Below are 16,688 nucleotides of genomic sequence, written 5' to 3'. Positions count from 1 at the left end.
GGTTATTCGCAATGAACTATCACCAGTACTACCCCGTCGACATCGTCAACGGCCCCGGCACCCGCTGTACCCTGTTTGTCTCAGGCTGCGTCCACGAATGCCCCGGCTGCTACAACAAAAGCACCTGGCGCCTGAATTCCGGCATGCCGTTTACCGCTGACATGGCAGACCGGATCATTAACGATCTCAACGATACGCGCATCAAACGCCAGGGGATTTCGCTCTCCGGCGGCGATCCGCTGCACCCGCAAAACGTGCCGGAGATCCTGAATCTGGTAAAACGCATTCGCCGCGAGTGCTCGGGAAAGGATATCTGGGTCTGGACGGGATACAGGCTGGATGAACTGAATGCTGCTCAGATGGAAGTGGTGGAGTTGATTAACGTGCTGGTCGACGGCAAGTTCGTGCAGGATTTAAAAGACCCGGCGCTCATCTGGCGCGGCAGCAGTAACCAGGTTGTGCATCATTTGCGTTAATGAAAAGCGGATATTATTTATCCGCCTTTTTCTCAAAACCGACTCAAACTCTCCATCGCCACCGCCTTAAACCCGGCAAAATCCTCGCAGCTACAGAGCCGCGCCATGGCACGCTCGCGCAGGAAGGTGACGAAGATATCGTAAATCGCCATCGCCTCTTCGTATTCGCTCTTGCTGATGGCGAGCAGGAAGATGACGTGCGCGGTTTCGTCGCCCCACTGCACGCCGTGCGGGGCCAGCACGGTGTAGACCACCGTTTTCTGCGCCAGCAGGCCGAGGGAGTGCGGCAGCGCGATGCCGTCGCCGAGCATGGTGCTGACGATCGCTTCACGCTCAATGACCGAGTCCAGAAACTCCGCGCCGACAAACCCCTCGCCTTCAAGTTGCGCGCACAGTTCCCGGAACAGCGTCTGCTGGTCAACGGGCGTGTTGATGATGCGGAAATGGGCCGCGTCGAAGTATTTATCCAGCATCCACGGGCGGGTGCGGTCCACCAGCACCAGCTTGCCGATCTGCTCCAGCTGATAGTCGGTCGGGAACGGGGCGATCGTCACCACCGGTTTCGACTTTTCGCTGACGCGGGCGGTGGCGATGACAAAGTCCTCGCTCAGCGATTCCACCTGCTCGTACTCGCGCAGGGTGAGCGTGCGCGTGACCTCAATCTGCGGGTATTTACGCTGGAGTACCGCCTCAATCATGCGGACCATGGCATTACCGGCGTCGCAGACCAGCAGCACGCGCGGCTGGCGCTGGTAGCCAATGTTGTAGTGACGCTCCAGCCCGACGCCAATATGCAGCACCAGAAAGCCAATCTCGTTTTCGCTGATCGCATACGGCGTGTATTTGCCCCAGCTCGACACCGCCGCGAGGGTCATGTCCCACGCCATCGGGTAGTGCTGCTTGATGTTATCCAGCAGCGGATTGGGGATCATGATTTGATACCGCACGCGGGTGATCATGGTTTTGATGTGCGTGAGCAGGTCCGCGTGCAGCTGCGCGTCGCTGAGCAGGTTGTAGTTATAGTGGGTGTTGATATAGCGCAGGATGTAGTTAACCAGCGCTTCGTCGTCATCCGCGTTAATCGCGCTCGGGGCAATCTCCTGAATCTGCCGCGCCGCAATGTGCACGCACAGCCAGCTCTCCTCCGACGGAGAAAGCGCCTTGCCCGCCAGTCGCTGGATGGTCACCGCGATATCCTTCGCCGCCTCGCGCACGTTCTCTTCCACGTCTTCGGCGTGGAATTCCGGCAGCGGGTAACCTTCGCTGATGCGGCGCACCGACACCGCGCAGTAGAGGCGCAGGAACAGCTCGCCTTCGTCGGTCAGGCGAATATGGTGACGCGTCAGGGCGTCGTGCAGCACGGGCACCATCTGCTCCGCCACGCCCGCGTTGAGCGCCACGTCCGTCACCAGCGGGTTCAGGCTGTCCTGCTGCGCCAGCTCCCAGAGCAGGTCGGTCAGGCAGGCGCGGGTCGACATCTCGCTGCCAAACAGCTTCATGCCGTGCCGTGGACGGGTTTCCAGCGTCAGGTTGTAGCGATGAAACCACTCGCGCACCTCCGCCATGTCGCTTTGCAGCGTGGCGCGGCTGACGAACCACTCGTCCGCCAGGTCCTCGAGCTTAAGCGAAAACGCCGAGGTCAGAAAACGCACCACCAGATAATGCACGCGCTCCGCGCCCGTACGGGGAATCCGCAGCGCGCGCGGGTGGGAGGCCTGCAGCTGCTGATAGCGCTCGGCGTCGTCAATTTTGAGCTGATAGCCATTGCCACGGCTCAGAACAAACTGCGCCCCGTGGCTTGCCAGCAGCGCGTTCAGGGCGGTGATATCGGCACGGACGGTTCGCGTGGAGACCGACAGCCGCTGCGCCAGCTCGTCCTGCGGCAGCGTCTCGTTTTGCAGCAGGTCGAAAAGTTGCGCTAAACGTTGGTTCGGAAATCGCACGTCGTTGTCCTCTTACGGCTTAGGGTGAAATGACCATCTGGGATGGGCTGCCGACCGGGGTATAGTCTGGCTCGAAGCGCAACTTCCCGTCCTGCGCCACGCGGAAACGGGTAATGTTGTCGCTGCGCTGGTTCATGACGTACAGCCAGCGTCCCTGTTTATCGAGCGTCAGGGTGCGCGGGTAGTCGCCGCGCGTCCACACGTCGTCCTGATGCGTCAGCGTGCCCTCTGCCGTTACGGTAAAGTGCCCGATGCTGTTATGCAAACGGTTAGCCACATACAGCTGCTTGCCGTCGGCGCTTATTGCGAGCCCGGCAGCAAAGCTGGTGCCTTTGTATCCTTCCGGCAGGGCGGAGAGCGTTTTGCCCTCTTTCAGCGTGCCGTTTGCCTCCATCGCATAGTAGGTGAGCGTAGACGCCTCTTCGTTAATCAGCCACAGGGCATCGCCCTTCGGCGTAAAGACAAAGTGGCGCGGCCCGGCCCCTTTTGAGGAGGCGCTGACAAACGGCGGATCGTTGGGGGTCAGCTTCCCCGTTCGATCGTCAAAACGGTACTGATAGAGGCGATCCAGCCCAAGATCGGTCGAAAACACGTACTTCCCGCTCGGATCGGCGGCGATCATGTGCGCGTGGGGGCCGTTGTGATCGCTGATGGCAAAGCTGCCCTCCGCTGCCGCTTCCGGCTTCGCCGCGCCCGGTTCGCCCCGATCCTGTTGGGTGTCCGTGGCCTCCCCCAGGCTGCCGTCTGCGTTGATCGGCAAAACGGCAATCGATCCGCTGACGTAGTTCGCCACCAGCAGGTGCTGGCCGTTCGGCGTCAGCGAAAGATAGACCGGCCCCGCGCCCCCGGACGCCACCTGATTCAGCTCGTTCAGCTCTCCGTTATCGCCGACGCGCAGCGCCTGCACCACGCCCTGCTCTACTTCGCTTGCCAGATAGAGCGTTTTGCCATCTTTCGCGAGGGTAAGCTGCGCGGCGTTCGGCAGCGTGCTCACCAGCGTTTTGTTGCCGAGCGCGCCGGTTTGCGGGTCGACGGAAAAGCGGTACAGCCCTTCGCCGTTGGGGTTGTAGGTGCCGACCCAGGCGTACTGGGTTTGCGCGACGGCGGCGGTAGCAAGCAAAGAGAGTGAAGCGACAAGCAGGTTACGGGTGTGCATGGTGGCTCCTTTGGGTTTGTGCGGTGTTTGCCCCTCACCCCGGCCCTCTCCCCAAAGGGGCGAGGGAGTAATCGTCCCCTCTCCCCTTTGGGGAGAGGGTTAGGGTGAGGGGTGTTGTTTTTGCTACTTCACCAGCTTCTTCGTCATCGCCAGCAGCGTGCGCACATCTTCCGGGCGCGTGTCGCCGCTGGCTTTGTCGATAATCGAGCTGTAGATATGCGGGATGATTTTGCTCACGCCCGCGTCGAGGGCGATCTGCAGGATCTCCTCATAGTTTTCCAGATCGATCCCACCGGTCGGTTCCAGCCAGAAGCCGTGACGGGCGCAGGCTTCCGCCACCGCCTGGTATTCGTCGCGGCACTTCAGGCCGCCCATCGGGAAGTATTTGATCGAGCTGCCGCCAAAATCCTTCAGCAGGGCAATCGCGGTTTCCACCGGGACGATGCCGTCCGGCGCCGCGCTGCTCAGCGGGCCGGTGGAGATTTTGACCATGCCGACGGTGCCGGTCGGCGAGACCAGGCCGTTCACCACGGACTCATTCTGCCCCAGCAGCGCGCGGCTGGTCGCCACGCCGGTAAAGACCTGATTCACGTGCTGCGGCTGCACCTGACGGGAGATCTCGCTCACCATCGCGGACTGGTTCGGATCCCCCGCGCCCAGACCAACCGAGAGCGCATTATCAATCAGCGCCGCGTACTCGCGCATATCCGCCACCGCGCTTGCCACGTCCGGGTAATTTTTGGAGAGCACGCCCACCAGCACGTGACCTTCTGCCGCCTCGTAGATGGCGCTGGCGTTGGCCTTTGAGCCCGCCAGCACGTTCAGGCAGACGCGGTCACGGTAAAAGTTGGGGGTCAGTTTCATGCGTTTTTCTCCTGTCCTAACACTTCGCTAATGCGGCGGTACACGATGTTCAGCTGGTCAGCATTTACGCTGCGCACGTCCGCTTCGATAATCCCTTCGTTGGCCTTGTAGCCGCGGAAATAGATGGCGTATTCGCCCTGCTTCAGCTTCGCCACCAGGTCGCCCGTGCCCACGCCGGTGGTCGCTTCGTCAAACTTAATCTCTGTGCGGGCAATATCGCGCCCGGCGCTGTCCCAGACCACGCGCGCGGTGACGCCGTTCAGGGTGTTAAGCGCGTCGATAAACGGCGTCATCTTCGCCACCATCTCGGCGCCGCTCTCTTTGGTCGCCGTCAGGTAGTGTTCGATGGCGCAGGTCAGGCCGAGGATCCCCTCTTTGCCCACCTTCATCGCGCGGCCAATGCCCGCCGTCTGGCGCTTCACCCACTCAACGTACTGGGTTTTGCCGATCACCAGCCCGCTGGTCGGCCCCTCGATCGCCTTCGCACCGCTGTAGATCACCAGGTCCGCGCCGGAGCGGTAGTACACGTGCAGATCTTCTTCCGCTGCGGCATCAACGATCAGCGGGAGATCGTGCTTGCGCGCCACGACCGCCGCCTGCTCGACGCTGAGCATGCTTTTCTGCACGCAGTGGTGTGATTTGATGTACATGATCGCCGCGGTGCGCGGGGTGATCGCCGCCGCCAGCTGATCGGCGGAGCATTCGTTGGCGTAGCCCGCTTCCACCAGCCTGCCGCCGCCCAGCGCCACCATGGTGCCCACCGGCGCGCCAAAGTTAACGTTGTGGCCTTTCGGCATGACGATCTCGTTGTTCTCAATCGGGGTCACGTGCAGGTTTTCCAGCAGCCAGTCGCTGTCTTTGACCAGCACCGCCGCCACGGACTGGGCAATGCCCGCCGACGCGCAGGAGACCACCGTCGCCCCCTCCACATCAAGAAGCTTCGCGATGTATTCCCCGGTTTTGTTGACCAGATCCTTCATCTCGAAATAGTGATTCATGCCGTCCATCGCCGCCTGCACCACTTCCGGGCGCGGGGTGGAGACGCCCAGCGCCGTCATGCGGCCCGAGGTGTTGATAACCTGCTTTAAATGGTACTTCTCATAAATCGAAGGCATGTTCCGTGCTCCCTTGTTCGGTCATGTAGCCCTTGCCCGCGCGGATCGCGGCAAGCGGCACCAGAATGTGTTCAGCCTGCAGGCTGTCGTTTTCGGCATCCGTCAGCACCGTCGGCTGGCGTTTAATCGTGAACAGCGTCAGGTCGGCGTCGAGGCCCGGCGCGATGCGCCCCTTGCGCGCCAGGCGCAGGCCGTCCGCGGCGTTGGCGGTGACGCAGTCAATCACCTGCGGCAAGGACATGCCGATGGCGAGAAACTTCGACATTACGCTCGCCAGGCTGCCTACCGGGCCGTTGATGCGGTTGCGGCAGTAGATATCCGAGCTGATGGTGTGCGGCAGAATGCCCATCGCGATGGCGCGTTTCGCCACCTCAAAGCTGAAGCTCGCCGTACCGTGGCCGACGTCCAGGCGCACGCCGCGCTTCAGGGCGGAGGTGATGGAGGCGCGCAGCTCGCCGGAGGGCGTCAGAATGCGGTTGGGTTTGCCGTTGTAGCAGTGGGTAATGATGTCGCCCGAACTCAAGAGTTCAGCGATTTCGTCGAGGTTTGGCGGGTTGTTGCCGATGTGCACCATTAGCGGCAGGTCGCCGTTATCTTTCTGAATGGCTTTCGCGCGCTCCAGCGGCGTAATGCCGTTTTCACCGACCACGCTGCTGCTCATGCGCGCCTTCAGGCCCACGATAAAATCCGGGTAGCGCGTCACCGCCTGCTTCACCGCGTCGGCGTCAATATTCGCCATATTGGCCAGCTCGTTTTGGGCAATCAGCCCCACGCGGGAAATATTCAGCAGGGCAAACACCTCGGTAGAGGCCCTGCGGGTGATGTCATAGAAATCGTCCACGTCGTCGGCGCCGGTACTGCCCGCGTCCACCACGGTGGTAACGCCGGTGGCAATGCCCACGCTGTCCGGCTCGTCGTGGTAAATCGGCGAGTTCGGGTAGCAGTGAACGTGGGAGTCAATCCAGCCTGCGCTGACGAACACGTCGCCGTTCAGCTCAACCGTTTTACGCGCGGGGGCGATAATGTCGCCCGTCGCGGCGATCTTCCCGTCCTGAATGGCGATATCGGTCAGGGTATCGTCGGCGAGGCGCGCGCGGCGCAGGAGTAAATCAAACATGAGGATCTCCTGGTAAGGCGGGCGCCGCAGCGCCCGCAGGTGTTAAAGAGCGACCGGGAACAGCCAGCCCAGCAGCATTGCACCAAGAATGGCGCCACCGGTGATCGGCTTCTGCCAGATGTAGAACACCAGCGCCCCCAGCAGAGAGCCGACGCCAATCGGAATGGAGGCGGTCATGGCGCTGAGGATAATCAACGGTCCGAGGAAGCGGCCTGAGGCGTTACCCGCGCCCATCATCACGTCGGCACCGTAGGTGGAGTTGCTCTGGTTGATGGTGAACTTACGCGCCAGGATGATGACGTAGCCAATCGCCAGGCCAATCACCAGGCCGGTAATCAGCGCGGCAATGAAGTTGGTCACCGGGAACATGATCCCCGCGCCCAGCAGCAGCGCCGGAACGCCGAGGCCCACGCCGGTCTGGATCGCCCCGCCGATATCGAGAATACCCACCAGCGACCCTTCAATGATGCGCGCAAACAGGAAGCTTGCGCCGAACGCCGCCACCGCGCCGTAAACGCCGGTATCCATCCCCGCTTTCAGCATCGCCACGAAGGCCACTTCGTTAAACGCGCCGATGCCGTAGAGGTAGTACATGTGCGTCCCGGCGAACACGCCGGAGGAGAGCAGGCCAACGAAGATCGGGAACGACCAGTCGGCATACCAAAAACCTTTATTCTGTTCCATGTCGAGGCTCCTGTTATTTACCGCTGAGCGAGTTGTGGATCATGTCGAGCCAGTTCGGCACGGTCAGGTGGAAGGATTCGATCATCTTCATGTCGAAGCCGCGGAAGAAGCCGCTCAGCACGAAGAGCAGAACGATCGCCGCCATCATCACCCTGGTGACGTGGTTCCAGCCGCTCTCTTCCACGCCTTTACCGATCAGGATCCCCAGCACCAGGCCCGGTACGGCGTTACCCATGATCAGCTGCGCCGCGCCGCCAAACACGGTGGCCCAGAAGCCCGATTTTTTACCCGCGTCGATGGCCGCCAGCCAGAAGATCACCGGCATCACGGTGTTCACCAGCAGGTTCGCCGCCGGTACCAGCACCTTCACGGCGGTGACCTGAAGCGCAGCGGGAACGGAGGAGGCGGTCAGGTTAAGGAAGGTCACGACGATCATGCCGATAACGCCGCAGGCAATCGCCATGCGCTTAGGGTCGTGCAGCGTTTCGCCGACGTTACGGTTTTTGATCATCAGTGCCGCCGCGCCCCAGTTTGGGATGATGCGGTGGTCAACGTCCTGTGTGAAAGCCCCTGCGGCCACGGAAGAGGCCCAGGCGTTAAAGAAGAAACCTAACCCAAAGGAGAAGTGGGACGCCGGATCCCCTTCGCAGGAGTTCAGTTCCCCCAAAGTACGAAACGCGCCCATACCCTGCGTGGTAGGCGCATGAAACATGCGTGCAGCCCCGGCCCCGACACCGACGCCTACCAGGCCGCCGATGATGAGCGATTTTATTAATATAATTAAGAACATCAGTCTGCCCTTTTATGAATAATCAGCGTTGCGTGACGAAATCCACCTGGTCAAGATTGATGGCGGTCACGTTGACGGTCACATCCAGCTCCACGCTGTAGGTGCGTCTTTCCCGGCGCAGAAAGAAGAACAGAAACGCTTCTTTACGCACCGCTTCTTGCGCCTGAACGACCTGCACATCCTGTGGCTCAATACGCAGTAAGATATGCGGTGAGGCTTTCATCACCGCGGCCTGAACGTGGTTGAGCGCGTCGGCAAAGGCGCGCGCTTTGGCGTCGCCCTTCCCCTTTACCCTCACCGTGGTTGTGAACTGTTCTTTCATGCTTATGCGCCGTATTTCTTCTGCCACGCCTGCACCAGACGCTCGCCCAGCTCTTCTTTATCCATAAAGCCAAAGCCCAGCACGTTGCAGCCTTCGTTGATGGCGGTGACGCCCTCGTCCACGGAACGCATGCCGTATTTGGCCTTGTAGCCGTATTTGGTTTGCGCGGTAATAGCACCCGCGCCGCCGCTGCCGCAGAAGGAGATGCCGAAGGTGGCGTTTTCCGCCTTCATGACGTCGCCGAGCTTCATATCCGCCGCCATGCCCGGCACAACCACCGCGCGTCCACCGGCTTTTTCCACACCGGCCGCCACTTTCTGACCTTTACCCAGGCGATCGCCAATCACGACTGTAATCTGTTCCATGTGTTGCTCCTTAAAGGTTGTCTTTCGCGACTTCGAAGTGAACGGAGAGCAGCCAGGCCTCTTCATCAGGAAGGTTGCCAAACTGCGCGACCACTTCACGGGCGAGCCGCATTGAATCGGGTGAAATTTCGTCGAACAGCTCCGCTTCGACCTCCGGCAGCGGCTCGCCGGTCACGGACCGGTGCGCCATGGCGCGGACGTGGGAGGTGAGCATCTGCTCCTGTACCGCGTTGGGGATGATGTTGTTCCGGGCCAGCAGGGCATAGACCTGCTGCAGCATGGTGTTTGCGAGCTGTTCTGTTTGCTCCGCCTGTTCCCCAACGTCGTTCATTACCGCTCCGTTAATCACTGGTCTTACCCCGTTAATGGCTCTGGAATAAAACTAACGTTGGGGGGGCATTGTTTGTAGCGAGTTGTTTTCCACTTCGAAGTGGAAAGGCGAGCCGCAGCAGTGATCTGTGCCACATAAATACGGTGAATCTGGATAAACCACTGTATTTACGTGATGAATATCACGTATTCCGGCGGGCAAATGCGGGGAAAGGAAACGAAAACGTTCGGGGGTGGTGAGGCAAAAATGTGATGGCGATAGGGTTTACTTATTACCGCGCATAAAAAACGGGGGCCGCTGGCCCCCGCTGCTTGTCTGTCCGATGCGCGATCGGTTAGCGGTATTTCTTGTGGTACGTGTTGCGCGTGGTCACAAACTGCTCGGCCGCCGCCTGAGCTTCTTTCACTTTACCTTCGTTTGCCAGCTTCAGCGCGCCGTCGATCTGGCCGACCAGCACGTCAAAGCCGTGACGGTAGTCCTTCATCTCTGCACTGTCTGCCGCTTTGCTTTCCAGCTTCGGTGGCGTCGCTTTTTGGGCGTCCAGCGCGGCTTCACGCATTTTGGTCAGGGCGTCTTTCATTTCCGCCGCATTGTCCGTCTTTTGCACCACCTTCAGGTTTTGCCCGAGGATGCCCATGTCTTCTTCAAGATCGGCAGCAAACGCAGAAGAGCCAAGAACCAGCGTTGAAGCTGCGACGATCGCTAACAGGTGTTTACGCATTGCTCACTTCCTTTTTTATTATTAACACGCCATTACGGGCATTACTGACCGGCGATTTTCATTTCCGGCAGTAACACAGAACCACACTGTATATTGCTACGTGTTTCAATATCGTTACCGACCGTAACGATGTTGCGCCACATGTCCTTCAGGTTGCCGGCAATCGTGATTTCGCTCACCGGATACTGAATTTCGCCGTTTTCCACCCAGAAGCCCGCCGCGCCGCGCGAGTAGTCGCCGGTGATGCCGCTTACGCCCTGGCCCATCAGCTCGGTCACCACCAGACCGGTGCCCATCTCTTTCAGCATTTGCTCAAAGTTGAGGCCCTGCCCGGCAATGCGCCAGTTGTGGATGCCGCCCGCGTGGCCGGTGCTTTTCAGCCCCAGCTTGCGCGCGGAGTAGTTGGTCAGCAGCCACTGGGTCAGCACGCCATCTTTGACGATATCGCGACGCTCGGTGCGCACGCCTTCGCTGTCGAACGGCGTGGAGGCCAGCCCTTTCAGCAGGTGCGGATGCTCTTCGATGGTCAGCCATTCCGGCAGGATCTGCTTGCCCAGCGAGTCGAGCAGGAAGGTCGATTTACGGTAAACGGACCCGCCTGCGATAGCGCCCACCAGATGGCCAAACAGGCCGGTTGCCACTTCGTTGGCAAAAATCACCGGGGCCTTCATGGTGGAGAGCTTGCGCGGCGACAGGCGAGACAGCGTGCGTTCGGCGCACTCTTTACCCACCCACTCCGGAGACTGCAAGTCGCCCAGCGCGCGGCCAATGGTGTAGGCGTAGTCGCGCTCCATGTCGCCGTTTTCTTCGGCGATGACGCAGCTGGAAAGCGAATGACGGGTGGAGCAGTAGCCCTGCAGCATGCCGTGGCTGTTGCCGAATACCTTGATGCCGTAATGGCTGTTGAAGCTGCCGCCTTCGGTATTGGTGATGCGCTTATCGGCCTGCAGGGAAGCCTGCTCGGCGCGTGCGGCCAGCTCGATGGCTTCGTCCGGGGTCACCTCCGCCGGGTGGAAAAGATCGAGGTCCGGCGCGTCAAAGGCCAGCAGGTCTTTATCCGCCACGCCGGCGTAAGGATCCGGCGAGGTGTAACGGGCGATATCCAGCGCCGCCTGCACCGTACGGGCAATGGCGTCCGGGCTGAGATCGGTGGATGACGCGCTGCCTTTGCGATTCTGGTGATAGACCGTGATCCCCAGCGCGCCGTCGCTGTTGAATTCCACATTCTCCACTTCACCATAGCGGGTGCTCACGCTGATGCCGGTGGTTTTACTGACCGCCACTTCGGCGCCATCTGATTTTTCTGAAGCAAGCATCAGCGCGGTGGAGACGGCTTCTTCCAGAATCTTACGCTGCGCTTCAACTTGTGAGGTTACTTTCATCGCAAATGCCATACTGTAAGAGAGAGTTAACTGAAGTCTAACAGAGAACCGTTTTTCAGTGCGCGTCTTAACTGGTAACATTAGCCTCTTTTTTTAAGGAGCCTGACATGACTAAGCAGCCCGAAGACTGGCTCGACGACGTTCCCGGTGATAACATCGAAGACGAAGATGATGAGATCATCTGGGTCAGTAAAAGTGAAATTAAACGTGACGCCGAAGAGTTAAAACAGCTTGGCGCAGAAATGGTAGAACTGGGTAAAAACGCGCTGGACAAGATCCCGCTCGACCAGGATCTGCGTGATGCCATTGAACTGGCACAGAAAATCAAAAAAGAAGGCCGTCGTCGCCAGCTTCAGCTTATCGGGAAAATGCTGCGTCAGCGCGACGTCGATCCGATCCGCCAGGCGCTGGACAAGCTGAAAAACCGCCATAACCAGCAGGTTGCCTTTTTCCATAAGCTTGAGCAGATCCGCGATCGCCTGATTGAGCAGGGTGATGATGCCGTACCGGAAGTGCTGAACCTGTGGCCGGATGCCGACCGCCAGCAGCTGCGTTCTTTGATCCGCAACGCGAAGAAAGAGAAAGAAGGGAATAAGCCGCCGAAGTCTGCGCGCCTGATTTTCCAGTATCTGCGCGAGCTGTCTGAGAACGACGAGTAATATTCGAACCGCCTGTTCCCCTCACCCTGACCCTCTCCCCAAAGGGGAGAGGGGAATTGAACACCCTCTCTCCTTTGGGGAGAGGGCTGGGGTGAGGGGTTTACTCTGCTACCGCTTCCGCTTTCTTCGCCAGGCCGTCCAGCAGCTTCTGATGGATCCCACCAAACCCGCCGTTGCTCATCACCAGAATGTGGTCACCGGGCTGAGCGGCTTTCACCACCATGTCCGCGAGCGCATCCACATCCGCACTCCAGTGCGCAGGCTGAATGCAGGCATCGGCCACTTCCGCCACCTGCCACGGGATATGCTGCGGCTGCAGCAGGAAGACCTCATCGGCGCGTCCTAACGACGGCGCCAGATCGTCTTTGCAGATGCCCATTTTCATGGTGTTCGAGCGCGGTTCCAGCACCGCCAGAATGCGGGCCGTGCCGCCGACTTTGCCGCGTAACGCGGCAAGCGTCGCCAGAATCGCCGTTGGGTGGTGCGCGAAATCGTCATACACCGTCACGCCGTGGGCTTCACCGCGCAGTTCCAGACGGCGGCGGGCGTTGATAAACGAGCCCAGCGCATTCGCCGCATCCGCAGGCAGTACGCCGACGTGACGCGCTGCCGCAATCGCCATCAGGCCGTTGTGCATGTTGTGTTCGCCGACCAGGCCCCACTTCACCTCACCCACTTTTTCACCGTCGAGCAGCACTTCCCACTCCGAGGCATCGGCGTTGAGTTTCTTCGCCTGCCAGTGGCCCTGCTCGCCCACCAGCTCCTGCTCGCTCCAGCAGCCCATTGCCAGGGTCTGCTTCAGGTTGATGTCATTTTCCGGCAGGATGATGCGGCCCTGGCCCGGAACAATGCGCACCAGGTGGTGGAACTGTTTCTGAATGGCCTTCAGGTCGTCAAAGATATCCGCGTGGTCAAACTCAAGGTTGTTGAGGATCAGCGTGCGCGGGCAGTAGTGCACGAACTTGGAGCGCTTGTCGAAGAACGCGCAGTCATACTCGTCGGCTTCGATCACGAAGAACGGGCTGTCGCCCAGACGCGCAGAAACCTCGAAGTTGCCCGGTACGCCGCCGATCACAAAGCCCGGCTTGTAGCCGCAGGCTTCGAGGATCCAGGTCGCCATGCCCGCGGTAGTCGTTTTGCCGTGCGTTCCGGCAACGGCAACCACCCAGCGATCGCGCAGGACGAAGTCATGCAGCCACTGCGGGCCGGACATGAACGGAATATTGCGTTCCAGTACCGCCTCAACGCACGGATTGCCGCGGGTCATGGCGTTGCCAATGATCACCAGGTCCGGCTCGGGATCCAGCTGGCCGGCATCGTAGCCCTGAATTAAAGAGATGCCCTGCTTCTCCAGAAGCGTGCTCATCGGCGGATACACATTGGCGTCCGAACCTGTCACTTCATGGCCCAGCGAGCGCGCCAGCATTGCCAGCCCGCCCATGAAAGTGCCACAAATCCCCAATATATGAATGCGCATACGTCACTATCCTTCTTCAATGTGGCGCACATTTTACTCACATGTTAGCGGCTGTGAAACGCATTTCAGGTAAATCCGTATCCTGCTGGCGCGATTCACCTCTGCGCTACTATTTGAATATTTGTTAAGATTGTTGGGCTTTAGTCGTTTTAGTGAACATACAATCGCTCTACTCACAAAGATGCAGGGAAAGTGTTATGAAAACGTTAGGTGAATTTATTGTCGAAAAGCAGCACGAGTTCTCTCATGCTACCGGTGAACTCACTGCTTTGCTGTCGGCAATAAAGCTGGGCGCTAAGATCATCCACCGTGATATCAACAAGGCCGGTCTGGTCGATATCCTGGGTGCCAGCGGTGCCGAGAACGTTCAGGGCGAGGTTCAACAGAAGCTCGATCTGTTCGCAAATGAAAAACTGAAAGCTGCACTGCGCGCGCGCGACATCGTTGCGGGTATCGCCTCTGAAGAAGAAGATGAAATTGTTGTTTTCGAAGGGTGTGAACACGCGAAATACGTTGTTCTGATGGATCCGCTCGACGGCTCCTCAAACATCGACGTTAACGTTTCTGTCGGTACCATTTTCTCCATCTACCGCCGCGTCACGCCTGTTGGCACGCCGGTGACCGAAGAAGATTTCCTGCAGCCGGGCATTAACCAGGTGGCTGCCGGTTACGTCGTTTATGGCTCCTCCACCATGCTGGTGTACACCACCGGCTGCGGGGTGCACGCCTTTACGTACGATCCGTCACTGGGCGTTTTCTGTCTGAGCCAGGAACGCATGCGCTTCCCGGAGAAGGGCAACACCTACTCCATCAACGAAGGCAACTACATCCGCTTCCCGAACGGCGTGAAGAAGTACATTAAATTCTGCCAGGAAGAAGATAAAGCGACGCAGCGCCCGTACACGTCCCGCTATATTGGATCGCTGGTCGCGGATTTTCACCGTAACCTGCTGAAAGGCGGCATCTATCTCTACCCAAGCACCGCCAGCCACCCGGACGGAAAGCTGCGCCTGCTGTACGAATGCAACCCGATGGCGTTCCTCGCCGAACAGGCGGGCGGCAAGGCCAGCGACGGTAAAGAGCGTATTCTGGAGATCGTGCCGGAAAGCCTTCACCAGCGCCGCTCATTCTTCGTCGGCAACAACCACATGGTTGAAGACGTTGAACGTTTTATCCGTGAGTTCCCAGACGCGTAACCTCTCTCCCGGGGAGCCTGTCAGGCTCCCCAACACATTTATATATTTTACCGTATAAGTGTTTATAAAAAACACGCTTTAATATTCACCACTGCTCCTGCATTATTTCCATAACAGTTTGAGAGATATTTCGTGGAGCAGAATTGCAATGAAAAATTATTCCCGTGCGACTACCGGTATAGATTTAAATCTTATCCCTGTATTTATTGAGATCGTCCGCTGCGGCAGCATGGCAAAGGCCTCTCTGCGCCTGGAGATGTCCCGCCCGGCGGTGAGCCTGGCCTTAAAGCGTTTTAATCAACTCTTTGATGAACCTTTATTTTTCCGCAAAGGCTTATATCTTGAGCCGACGGAAAAAGCGTTAGATTTAACCCGCTCGCTGGAAATATTAATGGGTGAAATTCACGATAATATAGCCGGCGTTAATTCAGCGAATAGTAAAATCCCGGCACAGAACGTGCCGGGGCGGGAGAATATTATGCCGCGGTCTGAGCCGTCACTTTGAATGATGACATGGCTTCCATTAGCTGGCGCGACTGCTCCTCAAGGGAGCGGGTCGCGGCGGAGGATTGCTGCACCAGCGCCGCATTCTGCTGCGCGGTTTCGTCCATCTGATTCACCGCAATATTCACCTGCTCAATGCCGCGGCTCTGCTCATGAGACGCGGTCGCAATTTCGCGCATCAGTTTGGTCATCCGCAGCACTTCTGTTGCGATCTCATCCATCGTTTCGCCAGCCTGCTGGGCCAATTCGCTGCCCTCGTTAACGTGGGTCTGCGAATCGCTGATAAGGGAGCGGATCTCTTTCGCCGCGTCGGCGCTGCGGCTGGCCAGGTTGCGCACTTCACCCGCGACGACGGCAAACCCGCGCCCCTGCTCGCCCGCCCGCGCCGCTTCCACGGAGGCGTTAAGCGCCAGAATATTGGTCTGGAAGGCAATGCCGTCGATCACGCTCAGGATGTCGGCGATGCGCGCCGAGCTGCCGGAGATATCGCGCATTTTTTCAATCACGTAGCAGACCATTTCGCTGCCGTGATCGGCCGTGTCGGAGACCGACTTGGCCAGCTGGTGCGCCTGCTCGGCGTTATCGGCGTTGAGCTTCACCGTCGCGGTGATCTGCTCCATGCTGGCCGCCGTCTGCTCCAGCGACGTGGCGGTAGATTCCGTACGCTCGGCAAGATCGCGGTTTCCGAGCGTCAGCTCGCGGCTGCCGGTGTCGATTTGCGCGCTGGCATCGCGTACCCGCAGAACCGAGTTCATCAGCGACTGTCGCATCTCCTCTATCACCGCGTTGAGGCGGTTAAACTCCTGGCTCGCGGGGGCCGTTAGCGTATGGGTTAAATCGCCTGCCGCCACATTTTCCAGCTGAACAATCGAGGCCGAGAGCGGCTTGAGCAGCATATGGCGCAGCGCCAGCCAGGCGAGGACGATGATGCCCGCCGTCAGCAGCGCGGCGACGATAATCAGGATCAGCACGCGGGTTTTACTCGCCTGCACGGCGCTCACTTCCGCCTGACCTCGCGCTTCGCTCCATTTCTGAAACGCCTGCATGTCGTTATCGAACTGCTTCGCCACCGGAATCAGCGTGTTCTCCAGCAGGTCGTAATACCCGTCCGCGCTCTGGTCATTCAGGGTTTTCAGCATCGGGCCGATCCCCTGCTGGTTATACGTCGCCAGGCTGGCCGCGACTTTGTCGAGGAGCTGCTGCCCCTGTTCGTCAGCCACGCCGCCGTCGATCACGCCTTTCAGCGTTTTCTGAGCCACGGCGATTTCCTGATTGATGTTTTTGACCGATTTGGCCGCATCATCGAGCATGCCGATTTCCATCATCCGGACGGCCTGGCCCGCCTCATTGCGCGCGCGCAGGATCAGCGTATAGCCGGTGTTCAGCTGCACCATCTGCTCACCCTGAAGGTGATTAATGCGCTGCAGTGAAGAAGAACTCTGTGTGAGGGCATAAATGCCGATGCCGCTGACAATCAGCAGCAGAAGGGTCATAACGGCCAGTAAAGAGAGCAAGCCGGTACGAATCGATAGCGTTTTAAGCATGATATTATTTCCGGTAGCGAGATATTTCTGGGCATAAAAATA

At 59.1% G+C, this 16,688-nt stretch carries 18 protein-coding genes; 4 read left to right on the top strand and 14 right to left on the bottom strand.

Going from position 1 to position 16,688, the window contains the following annotated elements; genetic code table 11:
• The first annotated feature begins 11 nt into the window (after positions 1–11).
• Positions 12–476, top strand: coding sequence for an anaerobic ribonucleoside-triphosphate reductase-activating protein (nrdG, locus tag FY206_RS02990; RefSeq protein ID WP_032643861.1), 465 nt, complete (start codon positions 12–14; stop codon positions 474–476).
• 32 nt (positions 477–508) lie between these two features.
• On the opposite strand, the gene FY206_RS02985 is transcribed toward nrdG, so the two are convergent.
• From FY206_RS02985 to pmbA, 12 genes are all read right to left on the bottom strand, one after another.
• The gene (locus tag FY206_RS02985; protein WP_032643860.1) at positions 509–2,419 is read right to left on the bottom strand and encodes a BglG family transcription antiterminator; all 1,911 of its coding nucleotides are present in this window, start codon (positions 2,417–2,419) and stop codon (positions 509–511) included.
• A gap of 19 nt (positions 2,420–2,438) precedes the next feature.
• Positions 2,439–3,575, bottom strand: a complete 1,137-nt coding sequence (locus tag FY206_RS02980; protein WP_032643859.1) for a lactonase family protein — start codon at positions 3,573–3,575, stop codon at positions 2,439–2,441.
• Positions 3,576–3,698: 123 nt separating this feature from the next.
• Positions 3,699–4,439, bottom strand: a complete 741-nt coding sequence (dagF, locus tag FY206_RS02975) for a 2-dehydro-3-deoxy-phosphogluconate aldolase (protein WP_032643858.1) — start codon at positions 4,437–4,439, stop codon at positions 3,699–3,701.
• Entirely contained in the window at positions 4,436–5,554 is a 1,119-nt protein-coding gene (locus FY206_RS02970) for a DgaE family pyridoxal phosphate-dependent ammonia lyase (protein WP_032643857.1), read from the bottom strand. Before FY206_RS02970 ends, dagF begins: the two co-directional genes overlap by 4 nt.
• On the bottom strand, positions 5,538–6,671 hold the full coding sequence (locus FY206_RS02965) for an amidohydrolase/deacetylase family metallohydrolase (protein ID WP_032643856.1): 1,134 nt from the start codon (positions 6,669–6,671) through the stop codon (positions 5,538–5,540). Before FY206_RS02965 ends, FY206_RS02970 begins: the two co-directional genes overlap by 17 nt.
• Positions 6,672–6,713: 42 nt before the next feature.
• Positions 6,714–7,355 (bottom strand): DUF4310 family protein, encoded by a 642-nt coding sequence (locus tag FY206_RS02960; RefSeq protein WP_010427370.1) that lies wholly within the window; start codon positions 7,353–7,355, stop codon positions 6,714–6,716.
• 13 nt (positions 7,356–7,368) lie between these two features.
• Entirely contained in the window at positions 7,369–8,145 is a 777-nt protein-coding gene (locus FY206_RS02955; RefSeq protein WP_032643855.1) for a DUF4311 domain-containing protein, read from the bottom strand.
• A 22-nt stretch (positions 8,146–8,167) separates the two neighbouring features.
• On the bottom strand, positions 8,168–8,467 hold the full coding sequence (locus FY206_RS02950; protein ID WP_006810338.1) for a DUF4312 family protein: 300 nt from the start codon (positions 8,465–8,467) through the stop codon (positions 8,168–8,170).
• A 2-nt stretch (positions 8,468–8,469) separates the two neighbouring features.
• Positions 8,470–8,832 (bottom strand): SFCGS family glycine-rich protein, encoded by a 363-nt coding sequence (locus tag FY206_RS02945; protein ID WP_006810339.1) that lies wholly within the window; start codon positions 8,830–8,832, stop codon positions 8,470–8,472.
• A gap of 10 nt (positions 8,833–8,842) precedes the next feature.
• Complete coding sequence (locus FY206_RS02940; RefSeq protein WP_025911967.1) at positions 8,843–9,181, bottom strand: glycine dehydrogenase; 339 nt, start codon at positions 9,179–9,181, stop codon at positions 8,843–8,845.
• A gap of 316 nt (positions 9,182–9,497) precedes the next feature.
• Positions 9,498–9,884 carry a cytochrome b562 gene (gene cybC / locus FY206_RS02935; RefSeq protein ID WP_014882281.1) on the bottom strand — a complete coding sequence of 129 codons (387 nt, stop codon included), beginning with the start codon at positions 9,882–9,884 and terminating at the stop codon, positions 9,498–9,500.
• Positions 9,885–9,925: 41 nt separating this feature from the next.
• Complete coding sequence (pmbA, locus tag FY206_RS02930; protein ID WP_032643854.1) at positions 9,926–11,278, bottom strand: metalloprotease PmbA; 1,353 nt, start codon at positions 11,276–11,278, stop codon at positions 9,926–9,928.
• 95 nt (positions 11,279–11,373) lie between these two features.
• Here pmbA and yjgA point away from each other — a divergent pair, with 95 nt between their 5' ends.
• Positions 11,374–11,925: a ribosome biogenesis factor YjgA gene (gene yjgA / locus FY206_RS02925; RefSeq protein WP_032643853.1), complete on the top strand. Its 552-nt coding sequence runs from the start codon at positions 11,374–11,376 to the stop codon at positions 11,923–11,925.
• 100 nt (positions 11,926–12,025) lie between these two features.
• On the opposite strand, the gene mpl is transcribed toward yjgA, so the two are convergent.
• Positions 12,026–13,402 carry a UDP-N-acetylmuramate:L-alanyl-gamma-D-glutamyl-meso-diaminopimelate ligase gene (mpl, locus tag FY206_RS02920; protein WP_032643852.1) on the bottom strand — a complete coding sequence of 459 codons (1,377 nt, stop codon included), beginning with the start codon at positions 13,400–13,402 and terminating at the stop codon, positions 12,026–12,028.
• Positions 13,403–13,599: 197 nt separating this feature from the next.
• Here mpl and fbp point away from each other — a divergent pair, with 197 nt between their 5' ends.
• Entirely contained in the window at positions 13,600–14,598 is a 999-nt protein-coding gene (gene fbp, locus FY206_RS02915; protein ID WP_032643851.1) for a class 1 fructose-bisphosphatase, read from the top strand.
• Positions 14,599–14,746: 148 nt separating this feature from the next.
• The gene (locus FY206_RS02910; protein WP_032643850.1) at positions 14,747–15,103 is read left to right on the top strand and encodes a helix-turn-helix domain-containing protein; all 357 of its coding nucleotides are present in this window, start codon (positions 14,747–14,749) and stop codon (positions 15,101–15,103) included.
• Here FY206_RS02910 and FY206_RS02905 read toward each other — a convergent pair.
• Positions 15,075–16,646, bottom strand: a complete 1,572-nt coding sequence (locus FY206_RS02905; RefSeq protein WP_032643849.1) for a methyl-accepting chemotaxis protein — start codon at positions 16,644–16,646, stop codon at positions 15,075–15,077. The genes FY206_RS02910 and FY206_RS02905 overlap by 29 nt on opposite strands.
• Positions 16,647–16,688: the final 42 nt, after the last annotated feature.

The sequence above is a fragment of the Enterobacter chengduensis genome (assembly GCF_001984825.2).
In the GTDB taxonomy this organism is placed as follows: Bacteria; Pseudomonadota; Gammaproteobacteria; order Enterobacterales; family Enterobacteriaceae; genus Enterobacter; species Enterobacter chengduensis.
This window is presented reverse-complemented; position numbering and strand designations above follow the sequence as displayed.